The sequence below is a fragment of the Pseudomonas hunanensis genome, from assembly GCF_013393325.1.
In the GTDB taxonomy this organism is placed as follows: domain Bacteria; phylum Pseudomonadota; class Gammaproteobacteria; order Pseudomonadales; family Pseudomonadaceae; genus Aquipseudomonas; species Aquipseudomonas putida_P.
In genome coordinates this window covers 31,140-49,128 of record NZ_QJRC01000102.1, presented here as the reverse complement: position 1 = coordinate 49,128, position 17,989 = coordinate 31,140, and the positions used below count along the sequence as shown (strand labels likewise).

Sequence of the window (17,989 nt, the reverse complement as noted above, 5' to 3'; positions counted from 1 at the left end):
CGAATTGAATGCGGCCAGGTCGATGACCTGGCCGGCAGCAGCCGCTTAAGGACCGACGTTCCAATGTTGACCATCGCGCTTTCCAAAGGCCGTATTCTCGACGATACCCTGCCGTTGCTGGCCGAGGCCGGTATCGTGCCGACCGAGAACCCGGACAAGAGCCGCAAACTGATCATCCCCACCACGCAGGACGACGTGCGCCTGCTGATCGTGCGTGCCACCGATGTGCCGACCTATGTCGAGCATGGTGCTGCCGACCTGGGTGTGGCCGGCAAGGACGTGCTGATGGAGTACGGCGGCCAGGGCCTGTACGAGCCCCTGGACCTGCAGATTGCCCAGTGCAAGCTGATGACCGCTGGCGTGGTCGGCGCACCCGAGCCCAAGGGCCGCCTGCGTGTGGCCACCAAGTTCGTCAACGTAGCCAAGCGCTACTACGCCGAACAAGGCCGCCAGGTCGACATCATCAAGCTGTATGGCTCGATGGAACTGGCACCGCTGATCAACCTTGCCGACAAGATCATCGACGTGGTCGACACCGGCAACACCCTGCGTGCCAACGGCCTGGAGCCCCAGGAACTGATCGCCACGATCAGCTCGCGCCTGGTGGTCAACAAAGCCTCCATGAAGATGCAGCACGCCCGCATCCAGAACTTGATCGACACGCTGCGCCAAGCGGTCGAATCGCGACACCGCGGTTGATTCCTGAGCGCGGCCTTCGCTGTCGCGCCCGTCTATCCGCGTCATAGCCATTTTTCTCAGGTGCCCGCGCGGATGGACTGGTAGCCTAGGGCGCCTGAGCATTCGCTAATAATCGAGGCCCTCGCCATGACCGTGTCCACTGCAATTGCCCGTCTCAACGCTGCTGATCCGGATTTCGCCCGACATCTGGATCATCTGCTGAGCTGGGAAAGTGTGTCTGATGACGCGGTCAACCAGCGCGTGCTCGACATCATCAAGGCCGTGCGTGAGCGTGGCGATGCCGCGCTGGTGGAATTCACCCAGCGTTTCGATGGTGTCGATGCGAAGTCGATTGAAGACCTGATCCTCAACCGCGAACGCCTGGAACTGGCGCTGACCCGCATTACCCCTATCCAGCGCGAAGCCCTGGAAAAGGCCGCCAACCGTGTGCGCATGTACCACGAACGGCAGAAGCAGGACTCCTGGCAGTACACCGAAGCCGACGGCACCGTGCTCGGCCAGAAAGTCACCCCACTGGACCGTGCTGGCCTGTACGTGCCAGGCGGCAAGGCGTCGTACCCGTCGTCGGTGCTGATGAACGCCATCCCGGCCAAGGTTGCCGGCGTGGCCGAAGTGGTGATGGTAGTGCCGACCCCGCGTGGTGAGGTCAACGAACTGGTGCTGGCCGCCGCGTGCATCGCCGGTGTCGACCGTGTGTTCACCGTCGGGGGGGCTCAGGCTGTCGCTGCGCTGGCCTACGGTACCGAAAGCGTGCCGCAGGTCGACAAGATCGTCGGCCCTGGCAACATCTACGTTGCCACCGCCAAGCGCCACGTGTTCGGCCAGGTAGGCATCGACATGATCGCCGGCCCGTCAGAAATCCTCGTGGTCTGCGACGGCCAGACCGACCCGGACTGGATCGCCATGGACCTGTTCTCCCAGGCCGAACACGACGAAGACGCCCAGGCCATTCTGGTTAGCCCGGATGCCGCCTTCCTCGACCGCGTTGCCGCCAGCATCGACAAGCTGATGCCGACCATGGAGCGTGCCGAGATCATCGAGAAGTCGATCAATGGCCGTGGCGCGCTGATCCAGGTGCGTGACATGCAGCAGGCCATGGATGTGGCCAACCGCATCGCCCCGGAGCACCTGGAGCTGTCGGTGGCCGACCCGCAGGCCTGGCTGCCGCACATTCGCCACGCTGGCGCGATCTTCATGGGCCGCCACACCAGCGAAGCGCTGGGCGACTACTGCGCCGGCCCCAACCACGTGCTGCCCACCTCCGGCACCGCGCGCTTCTCGTCGCCGCTGGGGGTGTATGACTTCCAGAAGCGTTCGTCGATCATCTTCTGCTCCGAGCAGGGTGCATCCGAATTGGGCCACACCGCCTCGGTCCTGGCCCGTGGCGAGTCGCTGACCGCCCACGCCCGTAGCGCCGAATACCGTATCCTGACCCAAGACAAGGGGAACTGAGCATGAGTCGATTCTGGAGCCCCTTCGTCAAGGACCTGGTGCCTTACGTGCCGGGCGAGCAACCCAAGCTGGCCCGCCTGGTCAAGCTGAACACCAACGAAAACCCCTATGGCCCGTCGCCCAAGGCGCTGGAGGCCATGCGCGGCGAGTTGAACGACAACCTGCGCTTGTACCCGGACCCGAACGGTGATCGCCTCAAACAAGCGGTGGCCGAGTACTACGGCGTGACACCGGCGCAAGTGTTTGTCGGCAACGGCTCGGACGAGGTGCTGGCGCACATCTTCCACGGCCTGTTCCAGCACGATGCACCGCTGCTGTTCCCCGATATCAGCTACAGCTTCTACCCGGTGTACTGTGGCCTGTACGGTATCGCCTTCGAACAGGTGGCGCTGGACGAGCAGTTCCAGATCCGCATCGAGGATTACAACAAGCCCAATGCAGGCATCATCTTCCCCAACCCCAACGCGCCGACCGGCTGCTTGATGCCGCTGCAAGCGGTGGAGCAATTGCTGCTGGCCAACCGTGATTCGGTGGTGGTGGTGGATGAGGCCTACATTGATTTCGGTGGTGAAACGGCCATCAGCCTGGTGGACCGCTACGATAATCTGTTGGTGACCCAGACGCTGTCGAAGTCGCGTTCGCTGGCAGGCTTGCGCGTTGGCCTGGCGGTTGGGCACCCCGACCTGATCGAGGCGCTGGAGCGAATCAAGAACAGCTTCAACTCCTACCCGTTGGACCGTGCGGCCATCGTCGGCGCGGCGGTGGCGTTCGAGGATCGCGAGTACTTCGAGCAAACCTGCCGCAAGGTGATCGAAAGCCGCGAAGTGCTGGTTGGCGAGCTGCAGGCCAAGGGCTTCGAGGTGTTGCCATCAGCGGCCAACTTCATCTTCGCCCGCCACCCGCAGCAGGATGCCGGCGAGCTGGCGGCACGGCTGCGCGAGCAGGGCGTGATCGTGCGCCACTTCAAACAGCCACGCATCGCCCAGTTCCTGCGTATCACCATCGGTACACCGGAGATGAACCAGGCGCTGCTGGACGCGTTGAGCTGACTGTATCCGCAGCCTTCGCGGGGCGGCCTGGGGTGACGAACGCCTTGGCCGCCGGCCGGTTGCGCACCGCCGCCGGTGTACCATCGAGCACCAGCACATAATCGTTCTGCTTTCCCATGCCCTCCGGATCAGTCCATTGCCCGTCGCTGGCTGCTACCTGGGCAACCACTTGCCCGTTCTTGATGATCGTCAGGTAGCCATCGGCGTTGCTGTTCCAGCGCAGCCGCCCTGTGTTCTCATCGGCCCGCACCTTGCGTACGCCGGTGTTGCCCAGCAAAGGTGTGCCGTCCAGTAGCCACTCCGGCTGCAGCTTGAGGCCCATGTGGCGCAACACCGTGGGCGCTACCGAGGTTTGCGCAGGTAGCCCATACAGGTTGTTGGGGCCAGGCATTTCTGCGGGAATGCTCAGTTCGGTCAGTTCCTGATTCAGCGGCTTGCTGCTGGCGATGAAGATGCTCTTCTCCTGCTCTGAAACGCTGCCGTGGCCTTTTCCCCAATAATCCCGGCCGTGGTCGGTGCTGACGATAACCAGCCAGTCTTCCTGCGGGAACATGCGGCGCCGCTGGTCCACCTTGTCCAGTAAATGCCCGATCTCGATGTCCACCTTGCGCAATGCCTGCAGGTAGCGCTGGCCGTAACCCTCGTTGTGGCCGACTTGGTCAGGTTCGTCCAGTTGAATGAAGGTGAAGTCGGCAGGTGTATTGCCGAGGATCTGCAACGTACGTTCGGTCACCTGTGCATCCGTCAAACCACTTTCGCGCACGTCGGCGCCGTGCGCGTCTTCCAGCAGAAATGCCGTGTTGATGGGGGGCCAGTTGACGATGCTGGCAAGGTAAGCGTTGGGGAAAGCCTGGCGTAACCGCTTGAACAGGCTGGGAAAGGCCGGGTTTACCCGCTGTGAGTCGGCGTTTGAGTCAACGCCATGTTTGTTGCTCCACACGCCGGTCAGCAAGGTGACCCAGCCGGGACCGCTCAAGGTCGGTTGTTCGCTGGCCGTGCCATTGATGCCACCGGCGTAGGCCTTGCCGTAGTAAAGCCGTTGCGCCAAGTTGGTGGCGTCGCCCAGTTGCAGGTACTGCTGCAATTGCACGCCGCCAAGGCCAATGAACAAGGCTTTGGGCTGGCTTGGATGCCGGGCCGGCTCGCAGCCCGGCAGCAGGGCCAGGAGCAGCAGTAACAACAGGTTCACGCGTCGCATCAACGTATACCTTGAGAGTACGTTGTGAGCGTTGCAACAAAGGCCTATGCCCACAACTGGCAGAAATGACAGGTGGTTTACGGCGTTGCCCGCTATCCAGTAAGCTGCGCAAATTCATCGGATGATTGGTTGAGTGGCATGAGTACAGAATTGACCAAGCGTTCCTTGGTGGAACTGGCGGTTGAACGTATGCGCGAACGCATCGTTTTGGGCGACTGGCAGGTCGGCCAGCGCCTGCCGACCGAACCGGAACTGGCCCTGCAGCTGGGCATCAGCCGTAACACCGTCCGTGAGGCCATGCGCGTGCTGGCTTTCAGTGGCCTGGTAGAAATCCGCCAGGGTGATGGCAGCTACCTGCGCACGGCCCAGGACCCGCTGCAGGCGGTGCAGGCAATGTCGCGCTGCACCCCCGAGCAGGCCCGTGAAACCCGCCATATCCTCGAAACCGAGGCTATCGGCCTGGCGGCCTTGCGACGTACCGACGCCGACCTGCAGGCGCTACGTGATGCCCTGGCAGGCAGTGCCGGGCACTTTCACGGGGATGTCGATGCCTATGTGACGTGTGATCTGGTGTTTCACCAACGGCTGGTCGATGCCGCCCACAACCCGGCGTTAAGCGAGCTGTATCGTTACTTTTCCGGGGTGGTGGCTGCCGCGCTGCAGCGCAACATGGCGACCGTGCCACGCTGCCAGGCCACGTTCGACCTGCATGGGCAGATCCTCGACGCCATCGAGCAACGCGACGCGGAGCGGGCCAAGCGCCTGAGCCGTACCCTCATCGAATCCTGACTCCGAGAAGGCCATGGCTGAATCAATCACACGCAATACCCCGCCAAAGGAGCGCGAGCTCGATGAGCTGCTGATCGACGCTGAAGCTGACGACGAGCAAGTGCAGCAGCAGCCCGTGCTGCTGAGGCGGCCCTGGTTTTTGTTGCTGGGCCTGGTGCTGGTGGCGTTGAACTTGCGCCCGGCGCTGTCGAGCATGGCGCCGGTGCTGGGCCAGGTCTCCGAGGGCCTGGGGCTCAATGCCTCGCAGGCAGGCTTGCTGACCACCTTGCCGGTGCTGTGCCTGGGCCTGTTCGCGCCGCTGGCGCCTGCGCTGGCACGGCGCTTTGGCAGCGAGCGGGTGATCGTCGGCATTCTGGTTACCCTGGCGCTGGGTATCGGGGTGCGAAGCACATTTGGCGTCACCGGGGTGTTTCTCGGTAGCCTGATGGCGGGTGCCAGCATCGGCATTATCGGCGTGTTGCTGCCGGGTATCGTCAAGCGCGATTTCCCGCAGCACGCTGGCACGCTGACCGGTGTGTACACCATGGCTTTGTGCCTGGGCGCGGCCATGGCGGCGGGGGCCACCGTACCCTTGGCCCAGCATTTCGACGGTAGTTGGGCGCTGGGGCTGGGCTTCTGGGGGCTGCCGGCCTTGCTGGCCATGCTGGTGTGGCTGCCTCAGGCCCGGCACGGGCATGGCCTGCACAAGGTTGCCTATCGCGTGCGTGGCCTGTGGCGCGACCCGCTGGCCTGGCAGGTGACCCTGTACATGGGGCTGCAGTCGTCGTTGGCCTACATCGTCTTTGGCTGGTTGCCGTCGATCCTGATCGGCCGCGGCCTAAGCCCGACCGAGGCGGGGCTGGTGCTGTCGGGCTCGGTGATCGTGCAGTTGATCAGCTCGCTCACAGCACCTTGGTTGGCCACCCGTGGCAAGGACCAACGGCTGGCTATCGTGGTGGTCATGTTGATCACCCTGGCGGGGTTGTTCGGTTGCCTGTATGCACCGATCTCCGGGCTGTGGGGCTGGGCCGTGGTGCTTGGTCTGGGGCAGGGCGGTACTTTTGCCCTGGCGCTGACCTTGATCGTGCTGCGCTCGAAGGACGCGCACGTTGCGGCAAACCTGTCGAGCATGGCCCAGGGGGTCGGTTACACCCTGGCGTCAATGGGGCCATTTGCGGTGGGGTTGGTGCATGACATGACCGGGGGCTGGGCGGCAGTGGGGTGGATTTTCGCGGTGCTGGGTACTGGCGCCATCGTGTTCGGGCTGGGTGCCGGGCGGGCGTTGCATGTACAGGTGACAAGCGAGAAGGTCTGAGTGCCGGCACTGGTATAAGCCTTCGGGGCGGATTATCGTGCTGCTTTCGACCCGAGGACGGACCAGCCCCCATGAGCGACGCCAACCGCGACCTGATCACCCGCTTCTACCAGGCCTTCCAGCGCCTGGATGCCGAGGCCATGCTGGCCTGCTACAGCGACGATATCGTTTTCAGCGACCCGGTGTTCGGGACCCTGCGCGGCAAGGACGCGGGCGATATGTGGCGGATGCTCACCAGCCGCGCCAAAAACTTCACCCTGACGTTCGACAGCGTCCGTGCTGATGAGCGCACGGGTGCTGCGCACTGGGTGGCAACCTACCTGTTCAGCCAGACCGGCCGCGTCGTGGTCAATGACATCCAGGCGCGCTTTGTCATTCGCGATGGGCTGATCTGCCAGCATGACGACACGTTCGACCTGTGGCGCTGGTCGCGGCAGGCGCTTGGGGTGCCCGGCATGTTGCTGGGTTGGTCGCCGCTGTTGCAGAACAAGGTCCGCCTGCAGGCATTCAAGGGTTTGCGCGCCTTCCAGCAGGCCCAAGGTGAGTGAAGTCGTCGAACCTGTGGTTGGTAAACCCTGGTTTGTCTACCTGGTACGGGCGGCCAATGGCTCGTTATATTGCGGCATCAGCGATGATCCGCAGCGGCGCTTCGTGGCACATCAGAGGGGGCAGGGCGCCCGCTACTTCAAGACCAGCCCGGCCCAGGCGCTGGTGTATGTGGAGCAGTGGCCGGATAAAGGCGAAGCGTTGCGCCAGGAACGGTTGGTGAAGCGGCTGCGCAAGTCGGCGAAGGAGGCACTGGTGGCCTCCTTCAAAGGCGTTGGGGGAATCAGTCCTTGCGGCGCTTCAGCTGATCGACCAACGTCGTCGGCAGCCCCTTGATGATCAGGGTGCCCGCAGCTTCGTCATATTCAACCTTGTCACCCAGCAAGTGCGCCTCGAAGCTGATCGACAGGCCTTCGGCGCGCCCGGTGAAGCGGCGGAACTGGTTCAGTGTGCGTTTGTCCGCGGGGATTTCCGGCGACAGGCCGTAGTCCTTGTTGCGGATATGGTCGTAGAACGCTTTGGGCCGGTCCTCGTCGATCAGGCTGGACAGTTCCTCCAGCGTCACCGGTTCGCCCAGCTTGGTCTGGGTGGTGGCGTACTCGACCAGGGTCTGGGTCTTTTCGCGGGCGGATTCTTCCGGCAGGTCTTCGCTTTCGACAAAGTCGCTGAAGGCCTTGAGCAGGGTGCGGGTTTCGCCCGGGCCATCAACGCCTTCCTGGCAGCCGATGAAATCGCGGAAGTAATCCGAGACCTTCTTGCCGTTCTTGCCCTTGATGAACGAAATGTACTGCTTGGAGTTCTGGTTGTTCTTCCACTCCGACAGGTTGATGCGCGCCGCCAGGTGCAGCTGGCCAAGGTCGAGGTGACGTGACGGGGTGACGTCCAGCTCGGCGTTCACCGCCACGCCTTCGCTGTGGTGCAGCAGGGCGATTGCCAGGTACTCGGTCATGCCTTGCTGGTAGTGGGCAAACAGGATGTGCCCGCCGGTGGACAGGTTGGACTCTTCCATCAGCTTCTGCAGGTGCTCGACAGCGACGCGGCTGAAGGCGGTGAAGTCCTTTTCCTCATCCAGGTACTGTTTGAGCCAGCCGCTCAGCGGGTAGGCCCCCGATTCGCCGTGGAAAAACCCCCAGGCCTTGCCTTGCTTGGCGTTATAGCTGTCATTGAGGTCGGCCAGCAGGTTTTCGATGGCATCGGAGGCCGCCAGTTCAGAGTCGCGAGCATGCAGCACGGCGGGGCTGCCATCGGGCTTTTTGTCGATCAGGTGAACGATGCAATGACGAATTGGCATGGAATTCTCGGCGAGCTGCAAAAGTCGCCAAGTTTACCCTACACGCAAGGTGATGCAGTGGCCGTATGTTGGCAGATATGTCGGTTGTTCGTTTTTTGTTCAATTTTGTACGAATTAAGCTAAAACCCCCGAAAAACCTGCATTAAATCGAAGCGTGCAGCGGATATTTATCCATTCCTGTGGTAGTTTTGCGCGGTCTTGCGCCCCTCGTGTGGCGCATTGCTGGCAGCGTGCTTTCGTCGTGTCGAACCAAACGCCGATTTACGTATCTACATACGCGATTGGCGCGGCCCTCCACTAAAAGGGGCTGGCCCGATAACGTCGTAGTTCGCTGCATAACCATCGAATTTGATAGGGAAGGAACACCACCATGGCATTGACCAAAGACCAACTGATTGCCGACATCGCCGAATCGATCGCCGCGCCAAAAGCCACCGCCAAGAACGCTCTGGAGCAACTGGGCCAGATCGTTGCCGACCAACTGGAAAACGGCGCTGAAATCACTCTGCCAGGCATTGGCAAGCTGAAAGTCTCCGAGCGTCCTGCCCGTACCGGCCGCAACCCTTCGACTGGCGCTGCCATCGAAATCGCTGCCAAGAAAGTCGTCAAGTTCGTTCCAGCCAAAGTGCTGACCGACGCCATCAACAAGTAATTGTTGAAGCGTTGACGAAACCGCGCCCGGCTTGCCCGGGCGCGGTTTTTTCATGCCTGTGATTTACGCTGTGCGTGCCAGGCCAGGCGCGCAGCGGCGTCATGGAAGCTCCAGGCGACCATGCGGCTCTGTTTCTGCCCTTGGCCCATCTCGATGATGCGCACGGCCTTGGCGCCCGCCTTTTTCAGCGCCGCCTCGATACCTGGCAGGTTGCTGGCCTTGGACACCAGGCTGGTGAACCACAGCACCCGCTCGGCATATTGCACGCTTTCGCCAACCAGTTGGCTGACAAAGCGGATTTCGCCGCCTTCGCACCACAGTTCATTGTTCTGGCCTCCGAAGTTGAGCACGGGCAGTTTGCGCTTGGGGTCCTGCTTGCCCAGGTTTTTCCACTTGCGCTGGCTGCCGCGGGTGGCTTCGTCGCGTGAGGCATGGAAGGGCGGGTTGCACAGGGTCAGGTCGAAGCGTTCGCCCTCTTGCAGCAGGCCGCTGAGGATGTGTGCACGGTTGGCCTGCTGGCGCAGGATGATGGCCTTGCCCAGGCCATTGGCCTGGACGATGGCCTTGGCCGAGGCCAGTGCCACCGGGTCGATGTCCGAGCCGAGGAAGCGCCAGCGGTAGTCACTGTGGCCCAACAGCGGGTAGATGCAATTGGCACCTACGCCAATGTCCAGCGCACGTACCTGGGCGCCCTTGGGGACCTCACCCGCATTGTCGTCGGCCAACAGGTCGGCGGCCACGTGGATGTAGTCGGCGCGACCTGGAATGGGCGGGCACAGGTAGTCGGCGGGGATGTCCCAGTGCTGGATGCCGTATTGGGCCTTGAGCAGGGCGCGGTTGAACACCCGCACGGCTTCGGGGTTGGCGAAGTCGATGCTGGGTTTGCCGTGGGGGTTGGTGATGGTGAAGCGGGCCAGGTCAGGGTGGGCCTTGATCAGGCTGGGGAAGTCGTAGCGGCCCTGGTGGCGGTTGCGCGGGTGCAGGGTGGGTTTTTCTGTCATGGTCGGATCCGGTGTTGCAGGCCGTGGGGCTGCTTTGCAGCCCTTTCGCGACACAAGGCCGCTCCTACAGGATAGCGGCGCCCTTCAAACCGGCGCCGTCCCTGTAGGAGCGGCCTTGTGTCGCGAAAGGGCCGCAACGCGGCCCCTGCGGTCTATCAGATTGTTACAGCGCTGCAATCCGCGCATGTTGCTCGGTGAAGTTGGCCAGGGCCTGCTCGGACTCGGCCAGCTTGGCGCGCTCCTTCTCGATCACCGCAGGCGGCGCCTTGTCGACGAAGGCGGCGTTGGACAGCTTGCCGCCCACGCGCTGGACTTCACCTTGCAGACGCTGGATTTCCTTGTTCAGGCGAGCCAACTCGGCGTCTTTGTCGATCAGGCCTGCCATCGGCACCAGCACCTGCAGATCGCCCACCAGTGCGGTGGCCGACAGCGGCGCTTCGTCGGCATCGCCGAGGACGGTGAACGACTCGACCTTGGCCAGCTTCTTCAGCAGCGCTTCGTTTTCCTGCAGGCGGCGCTGGTCGTCGGCGTTGGCGTTCTTCAGGAACAGCGGCAGCGGCTTGCCGGGGCCGATGTTCATCTCGGCGCGGATGTTGCGCAGGCCGACCATCAGCTCTTTCAGCCACTCGATGTCGCCTTCTGCAGCGGCGTCGATGCGCGCTTCATTGGCCACTGGCCACGGCTGCAGCATGATGGTCTTGCCATCGATGCCAGCCAGCGGCGCGATGCGCTGCCAGATTTCTTCGGTGATGAACGGCATGAACGGGTGCGCCAGGCGCAGCGCTACTTCCAGCACGCGCACCAGGGTGCGGCGGGTGCCACGGGCGCGCTCGACCGGGGCGTTTTCGTCCCACAGTACCGGCTTGGACAGCTCCAGGTACCAGTCGCAGTACTGGTTCCAGATGAACTCGTACAACGCCTGGCTGGCCAGGTCGAAGCGGAACTGCTCCAGCTGGCGGGTCACTTCGGCTTCGGTGCGCTGCAGTTGCGAGATGATCCAGCGGTCGGCCAGCGACAGTTCGTAGGCTTCGCCGTTCTGACCGCAGTCTTCGCCCTTGTCCAGCACGTAGCGGGCAGCGTTCCAGATCTTGTTGCAGAAGTTGCGGTAGCCTTCGACGCGGCCCATGTCGAACTTGATGTCGCGGCCAGTGGAGGCCAGCGAGCAGAAGGTGAAGCGCAGGGCGTCGGTGCCGTAGCTGGCGATACCTTCAGGGAACTCGGCCTTGGTCTGCTTGGCGATTTTTTCGGCAAGCTTGGGCTGCATCATGCCGCTGGTGCGTTTTTCCAGCAGGGCATCGAGGGTGATGCCGTCGACGATGTCCAGCGGGTCCAGGACGTTGCCTTTGGACTTGGACATCTTCTGGCCCTGGCCGTCACGTACCAGGCCGTGCACGTACACGGTCTTGAACGGTACCTGCGGGGTGCCGTCTTCGTTCTTGATCAGGTGCATGGTCAGCATGATCATGCGCGCAACCCAGAAGAAGATGATGTCGAAGCCAGTCACCAACACGTCGGTGGAGTGGAACTTCTTGAGGAATTCGGTCTGTTCCGGCCAGCCCAGGGTGGAGAAGGTCCACAGGCCCGAGCTGAACCAGGTGTCGAGCACGTCGTCGTCCTGGCGCAGGACCACGTCGGCGCCCAGGTTATGCTTGGTGCGCACTTCAGCCTCGTCGCGGCCGACATAGACCTGGCCGGCCTCGTCGTACCACGCCGGAATGCGGTGGCCCCACCACAGCTGGCGGCTGATGCACCAGTCCTGGATATCGCGCATCCAGGAGAAGTACATGTTCTCGTACTGCTTGGGCACGAACTGGATGCGGCCATCTTCCACGGCGGCGATGGCGGGTTCTGCCAGCGGCTTGGTGGAAACGTACCACTGGTCGGTCAGCCACGGCTCGATGACAGTGCCGGAGCGGTCGCCTTTCGGCACTTTCAGCGCGTGGTCGTCGATGCTGACCAGCAGGCCCTGGGCGTCCAGGTCGGCGACGATCTGCTTGCGCGCGACAAAGCGGTCGAGGTTGGCGTACTGGGCCGGCAGTCGGGTGTCGACCTGCTCGTTGACGCTGCCGTCGAGGTTGAAGGCCTGGGCGCTGGCCAGCACGAAGGCGTTCTTGTCGAAGATGTTCAGCAGCGGCAGGTTGTGGCGCTTGCCGACTTCGTAGTCGTTGAAGTCGTGGGCCGGGGTGATCTTCACGCAACCGGTACCGAATTCTGGGTCGCAGTAGTCGTCGGCGATGATCGGAATGCGGCGACCGACCAGTGGCAGTTCAACGAACTTGCCGATCAGTGCCTGGTAACGTTCGTCGTTCGGGTTGACGGCCACGGCGGCGTCACCCAGCAGGGTTTCTGGACGCGTGGTGGCAACGACCAGGTAATCCTGGCCTTCGGCGGTCTTGGCGCCGTCGGCCAGCGGGTAGCGCAGGTTCCACAGGTGGCCTTTCTCGTCGTGGTTTTCCACTTCGAGGTCGGAGATGGCCGTGTGCAGCTTGGTGTCCCAGTTGACCAGGCGCTTGCCGCGGTAGATAAGGCCGTCTTCATGCAGGCGCACGAACGCTTCTTTAACGGCTTCGGAGAGGCCGTCGTCCATGGTGAAGCGCTCGCGGCTCCAGTCTACCGACGAGCCCAGGCGACGGATCTGGCGGCTGATGTTGCCACCGGACTGATCCTTCCACTCCCAGACCTTTTCCAGGAACTTTTCGCGGCCCAGGTCATGACGGTTCTGGCCTTTGGCTTCGAGCTGGCGCTCGACCAGCATCTGCGTGGCGATACCGGCGTGGTCGGTGCCTGGCTGCCACAGGGTGTCGCGGCCTTGCATGCGACGGAAACGGATCAGGGCGTCCATGATCGCGTTGTTGAACCCGTGGCCCATGTGCAGGCTGCCGGTGACGTTCGGCGGCGGGATCATGATGGTGTAGGACTCGCCTGCACCTTGCGGGGCGAAATAGTTCTCGGACTCCCAGGTGTTGTACCAGGAAGTTTCAATAGCGTGCGGCTGGTAGGTCTTATCCATGCGCGGCGGGACCCTGTGCATTTATTCGGGAAAGCCGAAAAGTATAACGAAGGCACAGGGTTTAGGCGACAGGCCGGGGGCTGCTTTGCAGCCCTTTCGCGACACAAGGCTGCTGCCACAGATGAACGCCTTCCTCCTGTGGCAGCGGCCTTGTGTCGCGAAGGTCACTCCGAACGCTTGATCAACCGCTCGATCCGCGCATCCAGCCGGCGCTTGATCTCGTTCTCGATGTGCGGGGTAAAGTCGTTGATCACGTCCTGCATGATCAACTGCGCAGCCGCCCGCAGCTCGCTTTCCAGGTGCAGCAGGGTGTCCTGGCGGCGGGTCTGCGGGTCTTCCTCGGGTTCTACAGCTACCGGTTCGGCAACAGGGGCAGGTTTGCCGGCAGGCTCTTCCAGCAGCAACGGGATCTGCTCTACCGTCTCGGTCAGCAGCGGCGGTTGCAGGTCGGCGTCGCCAAGCAGCTGGCGGATCGACTCAAGGTCATCGAGCAGGTGGGCGGAGTCGGGCAAAGGGGAGGGCTTGTCCATCGTCGTCAAAGTCGCTGTAAGCGGTGGTCTTGCAGAGCATAGCCCTGTTCACGGTAGAAACGGAATCGCTCACGGGCTGATTGGCGGATACCAGGCTCTTCGACGACGATTTCGGCTACCCGCTCGAACTGGCCGACAAAACCCGGCACGCTGGCGCCCAGGTTGATCAGCAGGTCGTGGTGCTCGCCTGCGTTGTCAGCCAGGCCCAGGGCCACGTCAGTATCGGCATGCACTTCGGCCAGGTCGTGGGGCACGAACGCCTCGCCCTTGAAACGCCATAAGCGCTGGTCCAGCTCGCTGCGCTGTTCAGTATCCTGGCAGTGCAGATAAACACGGTGGCCGAGGCGCCAGGCTTTTTCGCACAGTTTGCAGGCGAAATCGAGCCGCGCCGACAACGAGTCGGTGGGCAAGATGTAGAAGTCGACTTTGCTCATGGTTGGTCTCGCCGGCCGGTGGCGCAGGGCACCACCGGCTTCACGGCGTCAGGCGCCAGCGCGGTCCAGCAGGTACTGGGTCAGCAGGGGGACCGGGCGGCCAGTGGCGCCCTTGTCCTTGCCGCCGCTTACCCAGGCGGTGCCGGCGATGTCCATGTGCGCCCAGTTGTAGGCCTTGGCGAAGCGCGACAGGAAGCAGCCAGCGGTGATGGTACCGGCCTTCGGCCCGCCGATGTTGCCCATGTCGGCGAACGGGCTGTCCAACTGCTCCTGGTATTCGTCGAACAGCGGCAGCTGCCAGGCACGGTCGTCGGCGCGCTTGCCGGCATCGAGCAACTGGCCGACCAGGTCGTCATTGTTGCCCATCAGGCCGGAGGTGTGGCTGCCCAGGGCAACGATGCAGGCGCCGGTCAGGGTGGCGATGTCGATCACCGCCTGTGGCTTGAAGCGTTCGGCGTAGGTCAGGGTATCGCACAGCACCAGGCGGCCTTCGGCGTCGGTGTTGAGAATTTCCACGGTCTGGCCGCTCATGGTGGTGACGATGTCACCCGGGCGGGTGGCGCCGCCACTTGGCATGTTCTCGGCGCAGGCCAGCAGGCACACCAGGTTGATCGGCAGTTGCAGCTCGAGCACGGCACGCAGGGTGCCGAACACGCTGGCGGCGCCGCACATGTCGTATTTCATTTCGTCCATGCCGGCGCCTGGCTTGAGGCTGATGCCGCCGGTATCGAAGGTAATGCCTTTACCGACCAGCACGAACGGCTTGTCGGCCTTCTTGCCGCCCTGATAATTGAGCACGATCATGCGTGGCGGCTGGTCGCTGCCCTGGCCCACGGCGTAGAAAGCGCCCATGCCCAGGTCCTTGATCTTTTTCTCGTCCAGCACTTCAACCTTGAGGCCTTTGTGCGCCTTGCCCAGGTCCTTGGCCTGTTCGGCCAGGAAGCTTGGGTGGCAAAGGTTGGGCGGCAGGTTACCGAGGTCGCGGGTGAAGGCCATGCCGGTGGCGATGGCGCTGGCGTGCTTGACCGCGCGCTCGACTTCGGCCTGGCCGGCCTTGTCGGCCAGCAGGGTGACCTTTTTCAGGGCGCGTGGCTCGGCCTTCTGGCTTTTGAAACGATCGAACACATACTCGCCGTCGAGCAGGGTTTCAGCCAGCAGGCGGTACTTGCCGTAGTGGGCGTCGCGGTTGCTGACAGCGATATCGTCCAGAGCCAGTACGGCATCAGCGCCGTTCAGGCCCTTGAGTACGCCAGCGACACTGGCAACCAGTTTGCGCCAGGCGCGGTCACCCAGGGCTTCTTCCTTGCCACTGCCAACCAGCAGCACGCGCTCGGCCTTCAGGCCCGCGAGGTTCTGCAGCAGCAAGGTCTGCCCCGGCTTGCCGGCCAGGTCGCCGCGCTTGAGCACGGCGCTGATGGCGCCTTCGCTGGCCTGGTCGACTGCCTTGGCAACAGCGCCGAGCTTGCGATTTTCACCTACCGGAATGACCAGCGTGGCGGTTTTTACGGATGCAGCAGCTACGCTTTTTACAACCAGTTCCATGTCAGGGTCCCCGAATGATCGATACGTATGGCGCTGTGCGTTCCAGCGCTCTGGACGGGCCTGGCCGCGTCGTCGCGCACCAGCAGAAAAGCTGCCAGTTTGAGCCTGCGGCAAGCGTGCTGACAACCCCGTTGTGCACCTTCATGCGCGGCCAAGTGACAGGGGCGGCCAATCACAGGATAATGCGCGCACTTTACATGGAGGTTCGCCTTTGGCGAACCGGCATTGGTCTTGGATGTACTAAGTCATTGTTTGGCGCCATTGCATGGCAGTCCGCCCTGACAACCCAGGAGTGTCTGGTTTGATCGTCTTTCGTTATCTGTCCCGCGAGGTCCTGGTGACCTTGAGCGCCGTCAGCGCTGTGCTGCTGGTGATCATCATGAGCGGGCGCTTCATCAAGTACCTGGCCCAGGCTGCCCAAGGCGTGCTCGATCCGGGTGTGCTGTTCCTGATCATGGGCTTCCGCCTGCCGGGCTTCCTGCAGCTGATCCTGCCGCTGGGGCTGTTCCTCGGCATTCTTCTGGCTTACGGGCGCCTGTACCTGGAAAGCGAGATGACCGTACTGTCGGCCACGGGCATGAGCCAGCAGCGCTTGCTGGGCCTGACCATGGCGCCGGCTGCCCTGGTCGCCCTGCTGGTGGCCTGGCTGAGCCTGAGCCTGGCACCGCTGGGCGTAGCCCAGGTGCAGCAGATCATCAGCCAGCAGGATGCCCTGACCGAGTTCGACACCCTGGTGCCGGGCCGCTTCCAGACATTGCGTGATGGCTCGCGGGTAACCTACACCGAGCAACTGTCGGATGACCGCATCAACCTGGCTGGGGTGTTCATCTCCGAGAAGCGCTTCAACCAGGACAAGACCAAGGACCGTGCCCCGTCGGTGCTGGTCGCCGAGAAAGGCCACCAGGAGATCCAGGCCGACGGCAACCGCTACCTGGTCCTGGAGAACGGCTACCGCTACGACGGCAACCCAGGCCAGGCCGACTACCGTGCTATCAAGTACGACACTTACGGCGTGCTGCTGCCCAAGCCGGAAGTCGCCGAGGAGGTAACCGAGCGCGAAGCTATCCCTACCTCCGAGCTGATTGGCAAGAAAGGCCTGCGTGAGCGCGCCGAACTGCAATGGCGGATATCGCTGCCGATCCTGGTGTTTGTCGTTACCTTGCTGGCGGTGCCGCTGTCACGGGTCAACCCGCGACAAGGCCGCTTCCTCAAGCTGTTGCCAGCAATTCTTCTGTACATGGCCTACCTGACAATGCTGATTTCCGTACGCGGCGCCCTCGAGAAGGGCAAACTGCCGATCGCCCTGGGCATGTGGTGGGTCCACGGCCTGTTCCTGCTGATCGGCCTTGGTCTGATGTACTGGGAGCCTCTGCGCCTCAAACGCGCCGCTCGCCGTGCGGAGGTGGCCCATGGCTAAGCTCGACCGCTACATCGGCCAGAGCGTGCTGATGGCCATTCTGGCTGTGCTGGGGATCATCCTCGGCCTGGCCTCGCTGTTCGCCTTCATCGATGAGATGAGCGACCTGAGTGACACCTACACGGTGATGGAAGCGGGCAACTTCGTCCTGCTTACCGCACCACGGCGGCTGTACGAAATGCTGCCGATGGCGGCATTGATCGGCTGCCTGATCGGCCTGGGTAGCCTGGCCAGCAGCAGCGAACTGACCATCATGCGTGCGGCGGGTGTTTCCATCGGCCGTATCGTCTGGGCGGTGATGAAGCCGATGCTGGTGCTGATGCTGGTTGGCCTGCTGATTGGCGAGTACGTGGCACCGGTGACCGAGAACAAGGCCCAGGCCGACCGTTCCCTGGCCCAGGGTGGCGGTGAAGCGCAAAGCTCCAAACGCGGCATGTGGCACCGCCAGGGCGAGGAATACGTGCACATCAACGCCGTGCAGCCCAACGGCCTGCTGCTGGGTGTAACCCGCTACCGCTTCGACAACGAGCGCAAGATCGTCACCTCGAGCTTCGCCCGCCGCGCGCAGTACCAGGACGACCACTGGCTGCTGGCTGACGTGCGCACCACCTACTTCCGTGGCGACCACACCGAAGTGGTCAACGCGCCGCAGGAGCGCTGGGACGTTTCGCTCACGCCAGAACTGCTCAATACCGTGATTCTGGCGCCGGAGTCGCTGTCGATCACCGGGCTGTGGGACTACATCCACTACTTGTCCGACCAGGGCCTGAACAACGCCCGTTATTGGCTGGCGTTCTGGACCAAGGTGCTGCAGCCGATGGTGACGGCGGCACTGGTGCTGATGGCGATCTCGTTCATCTTTGGCCCGCTGCGTTCGGTGACGCTTGGCCAGCGCGTGTTCACCGGTGTACTGGTGGGCTTCGTGTTCCGCATCGGCCAGGACCTGCTGGGGCCTTCGAGCCAGGTGTTCGGCTTCCCGCCGCTGCTGGCGGTGGTGATCCCGGCAGGCATCTGTGCGCTGGCGGGTGTGTGGTTGTTGCGCCGAGCGGGTTGATGGCCTGAGCTGCATAAAAAGCCGACCCTAG

At 63.0% G+C, this 17,989-nt stretch carries 17 protein-coding genes; 10 read left to right on the top strand and 7 right to left on the bottom strand.

Going from position 1 to position 17,989, the window contains the following annotated elements; translation table 11 throughout:
• The first annotated feature begins 63 nt into the window (after window positions 1–63).
• The 3 genes from hisG (at window position 64) to hisC (ending at window position 3,200) form a co-directional block, all read left to right on the top strand.
• Window positions 64–699, top strand: a complete 636-nt coding sequence (gene hisG, locus DM807_RS26525; protein ID WP_012270668.1) for an ATP phosphoribosyltransferase — start codon at window positions 64–66, stop codon at window positions 697–699.
• A 126-nt stretch (window positions 700–825) separates the two neighbouring features.
• Window positions 826–2,151, top strand: a complete 1,326-nt coding sequence (gene hisD / locus DM807_RS26520; RefSeq protein WP_012270669.1) for a histidinol dehydrogenase — start codon at window positions 826–828, stop codon at window positions 2,149–2,151.
• Between the two features lie 2 nt (window positions 2,152–2,153).
• The gene (hisC, locus tag DM807_RS26515) at window positions 2,154–3,200 is read left to right on the top strand and encodes a histidinol-phosphate transaminase (protein WP_060493436.1); all 1,047 of its coding nucleotides are present in this window, start codon (window positions 2,154–2,156) and stop codon (window positions 3,198–3,200) included.
• Here hisC and DM807_RS26510 read toward each other — a convergent pair.
• Window positions 3,148–4,398 (bottom strand): alkaline phosphatase family protein, encoded by a 1,251-nt coding sequence (locus DM807_RS26510; protein WP_069942220.1) that lies wholly within the window; start codon window positions 4,396–4,398, stop codon window positions 3,148–3,150. The genes hisC and DM807_RS26510 overlap by 53 nt on opposite strands.
• 138 nt (window positions 4,399–4,536) lie before the next feature.
• Between DM807_RS26510 and DM807_RS26505 the strand changes: the two genes are divergently transcribed.
• From DM807_RS26505 to DM807_RS26490, 4 genes are all read left to right on the top strand, one after another.
• Window positions 4,537–5,187 (top strand): FadR/GntR family transcriptional regulator, encoded by a 651-nt coding sequence (locus DM807_RS26505; RefSeq protein ID WP_012270672.1) that lies wholly within the window; start codon window positions 4,537–4,539, stop codon window positions 5,185–5,187.
• Window positions 5,188–5,200: 13 nt separating this feature from the next.
• Entirely contained in the window at window positions 5,201–6,481 is a 1,281-nt protein-coding gene (locus DM807_RS26500; protein ID WP_012270673.1) for a CynX/NimT family MFS transporter, read from the top strand.
• 71 nt (window positions 6,482–6,552) lie between these two features.
• A complete protein-coding gene (locus DM807_RS26495) occupies window positions 6,553–7,029 on the top strand; it encodes a nuclear transport factor 2 family protein (RefSeq protein ID WP_060493433.1) in 477 nt (158 codons plus the stop codon).
• Window positions 7,022–7,363 (top strand): GIY-YIG nuclease family protein, encoded by a 342-nt coding sequence (locus tag DM807_RS26490; protein WP_179028159.1) that lies wholly within the window; start codon window positions 7,022–7,024, stop codon window positions 7,361–7,363. The genes DM807_RS26495 and DM807_RS26490 overlap by 8 nt, the downstream gene beginning before the upstream one ends.
• Here DM807_RS26490 and yejK read toward each other — a convergent pair.
• Complete coding sequence (gene yejK, locus DM807_RS26485; protein ID WP_012270676.1) at window positions 7,311–8,318, bottom strand: nucleoid-associated protein YejK; 1,008 nt, start codon at window positions 8,316–8,318, stop codon at window positions 7,311–7,313. The two genes, DM807_RS26490 and yejK, sit on opposite strands and share 53 nt — an antisense overlap.
• Window positions 8,319–8,688: 370 nt before the next feature.
• Between yejK and DM807_RS26480 the strand changes: the two genes are divergently transcribed.
• Complete coding sequence (locus DM807_RS26480) at window positions 8,689–8,970, top strand: HU family DNA-binding protein (RefSeq protein ID WP_003255106.1); 282 nt, start codon at window positions 8,689–8,691, stop codon at window positions 8,968–8,970.
• 50 nt (window positions 8,971–9,020) lie between these two features.
• Here the strand turns inward: DM807_RS26480 and rlmF are convergent, their stop codons facing one another.
• From rlmF to DM807_RS26455, 5 genes are all read right to left on the bottom strand, one after another.
• Window positions 9,021–9,971, bottom strand: coding sequence for a 23S rRNA (adenine(1618)-N(6))-methyltransferase RlmF (rlmF, locus tag DM807_RS26475; RefSeq protein ID WP_012270677.1), 951 nt, complete (start codon window positions 9,969–9,971; stop codon window positions 9,021–9,023).
• A 163-nt stretch (window positions 9,972–10,134) separates the two neighbouring features.
• On the bottom strand, window positions 10,135–12,981 hold the full coding sequence (locus tag DM807_RS26470; RefSeq protein ID WP_012270678.1) for a valine--tRNA ligase: 2,847 nt from the start codon (window positions 12,979–12,981) through the stop codon (window positions 10,135–10,137).
• Between the two features lie 164 nt (window positions 12,982–13,145).
• Window positions 13,146–13,511: a hypothetical protein gene (locus DM807_RS26465; RefSeq protein ID WP_012270679.1), complete on the bottom strand. Its 366-nt coding sequence runs from the start codon at window positions 13,509–13,511 to the stop codon at window positions 13,146–13,148.
• Window positions 13,512–13,516: 5 nt separating this feature from the next.
• On the bottom strand, window positions 13,517–13,945 hold the full coding sequence (locus DM807_RS26460; RefSeq protein ID WP_179028158.1) for a DNA polymerase III subunit chi: 429 nt from the start codon (window positions 13,943–13,945) through the stop codon (window positions 13,517–13,519).
• 48 nt (window positions 13,946–13,993) lie between these two features.
• The gene (locus DM807_RS26455) at window positions 13,994–15,487 is read right to left on the bottom strand and encodes a leucyl aminopeptidase (protein ID WP_179028157.1); all 1,494 of its coding nucleotides are present in this window, start codon (window positions 15,485–15,487) and stop codon (window positions 13,994–13,996) included.
• A gap of 301 nt (window positions 15,488–15,788) precedes the next feature.
• Here DM807_RS26455 and lptF point away from each other — a divergent pair, with 301 nt between their 5' ends.
• Both lptF and lptG read left to right on the top strand, forming a co-directional pair.
• Window positions 15,789–16,904: an LPS export ABC transporter permease LptF gene (gene lptF / locus DM807_RS26450; RefSeq protein ID WP_012270682.1), complete on the top strand. Its 1,116-nt coding sequence runs from the start codon at window positions 15,789–15,791 to the stop codon at window positions 16,902–16,904.
• On the top strand, window positions 16,897–17,958 hold the full coding sequence (lptG, locus tag DM807_RS26445) for an LPS export ABC transporter permease LptG (protein ID WP_012270683.1): 1,062 nt from the start codon (window positions 16,897–16,899) through the stop codon (window positions 17,956–17,958). Before lptF ends, lptG begins: the two co-directional genes overlap by 8 nt.
• Window positions 17,959–17,989: the final 31 nt, after the last annotated feature.

Bases quoted from the DNA above. Each gene is read 5' to 3' on its own strand.
- hisG (WP_012270668.1), top strand. From the start codon at position 64: ATGTTGACCATCGCGCTTTCCAAAGGCCGTATTCTCGACGATACCCTG.
- hisD (WP_012270669.1), top strand. From the start codon at position 826: ATGACCGTGTCCACTGCAATTGCCCGTCTCAACGCTGCTGATCCGGAT.
- hisC (WP_060493436.1), top strand. From the start codon at position 2,154: ATGAGTCGATTCTGGAGCCCCTTCGTCAAGGACCTGGTGCCTTACGTG.
- DM807_RS26510 (WP_069942220.1), bottom strand. From the start codon at position 4,398: ATGCGACGCGTGAACCTGTTGTTACTGCTGCTCCTGGCCCTGCTGCCG.
- DM807_RS26505 (WP_012270672.1), top strand. From the start codon at position 4,537: ATGAGTACAGAATTGACCAAGCGTTCCTTGGTGGAACTGGCGGTTGAA.
- DM807_RS26500 (WP_012270673.1), top strand. From the start codon at position 5,201: ATGGCTGAATCAATCACACGCAATACCCCGCCAAAGGAGCGCGAGCTC.
- DM807_RS26495 (WP_060493433.1), top strand. From the start codon at position 6,553: ATGAGCGACGCCAACCGCGACCTGATCACCCGCTTCTACCAGGCCTTC.
- yejK (WP_012270676.1), bottom strand. From the start codon at position 8,318: ATGCCAATTCGTCATTGCATCGTTCACCTGATCGACAAAAAGCCCGAT.
- DM807_RS26480 (WP_003255106.1), top strand. From the start codon at position 8,689: ATGGCATTGACCAAAGACCAACTGATTGCCGACATCGCCGAATCGATC.
- rlmF (WP_012270677.1), bottom strand. From the start codon at position 9,971: ATGACAGAAAAACCCACCCTGCACCCGCGCAACCGCCACCAGGGCCGC.
- DM807_RS26470 (WP_012270678.1), bottom strand. From the start codon at position 12,981: ATGGATAAGACCTACCAGCCGCACGCTATTGAAACTTCCTGGTACAAC.
- DM807_RS26465 (WP_012270679.1), bottom strand. From the start codon at position 13,511: ATGGACAAGCCCTCCCCTTTGCCCGACTCCGCCCACCTGCTCGATGAC.
- DM807_RS26460 (WP_179028158.1), bottom strand. From the start codon at position 13,945: ATGAGCAAAGTCGACTTCTACATCTTGCCCACCGACTCGTTGTCGGCG.
- DM807_RS26455 (WP_179028157.1), bottom strand. From the start codon at position 15,487: ATGGAACTGGTTGTAAAAAGCGTAGCTGCTGCATCCGTAAAAACCGCC.
- lptG (WP_012270683.1), top strand. From the start codon at position 16,897: ATGGCTAAGCTCGACCGCTACATCGGCCAGAGCGTGCTGATGGCCATT.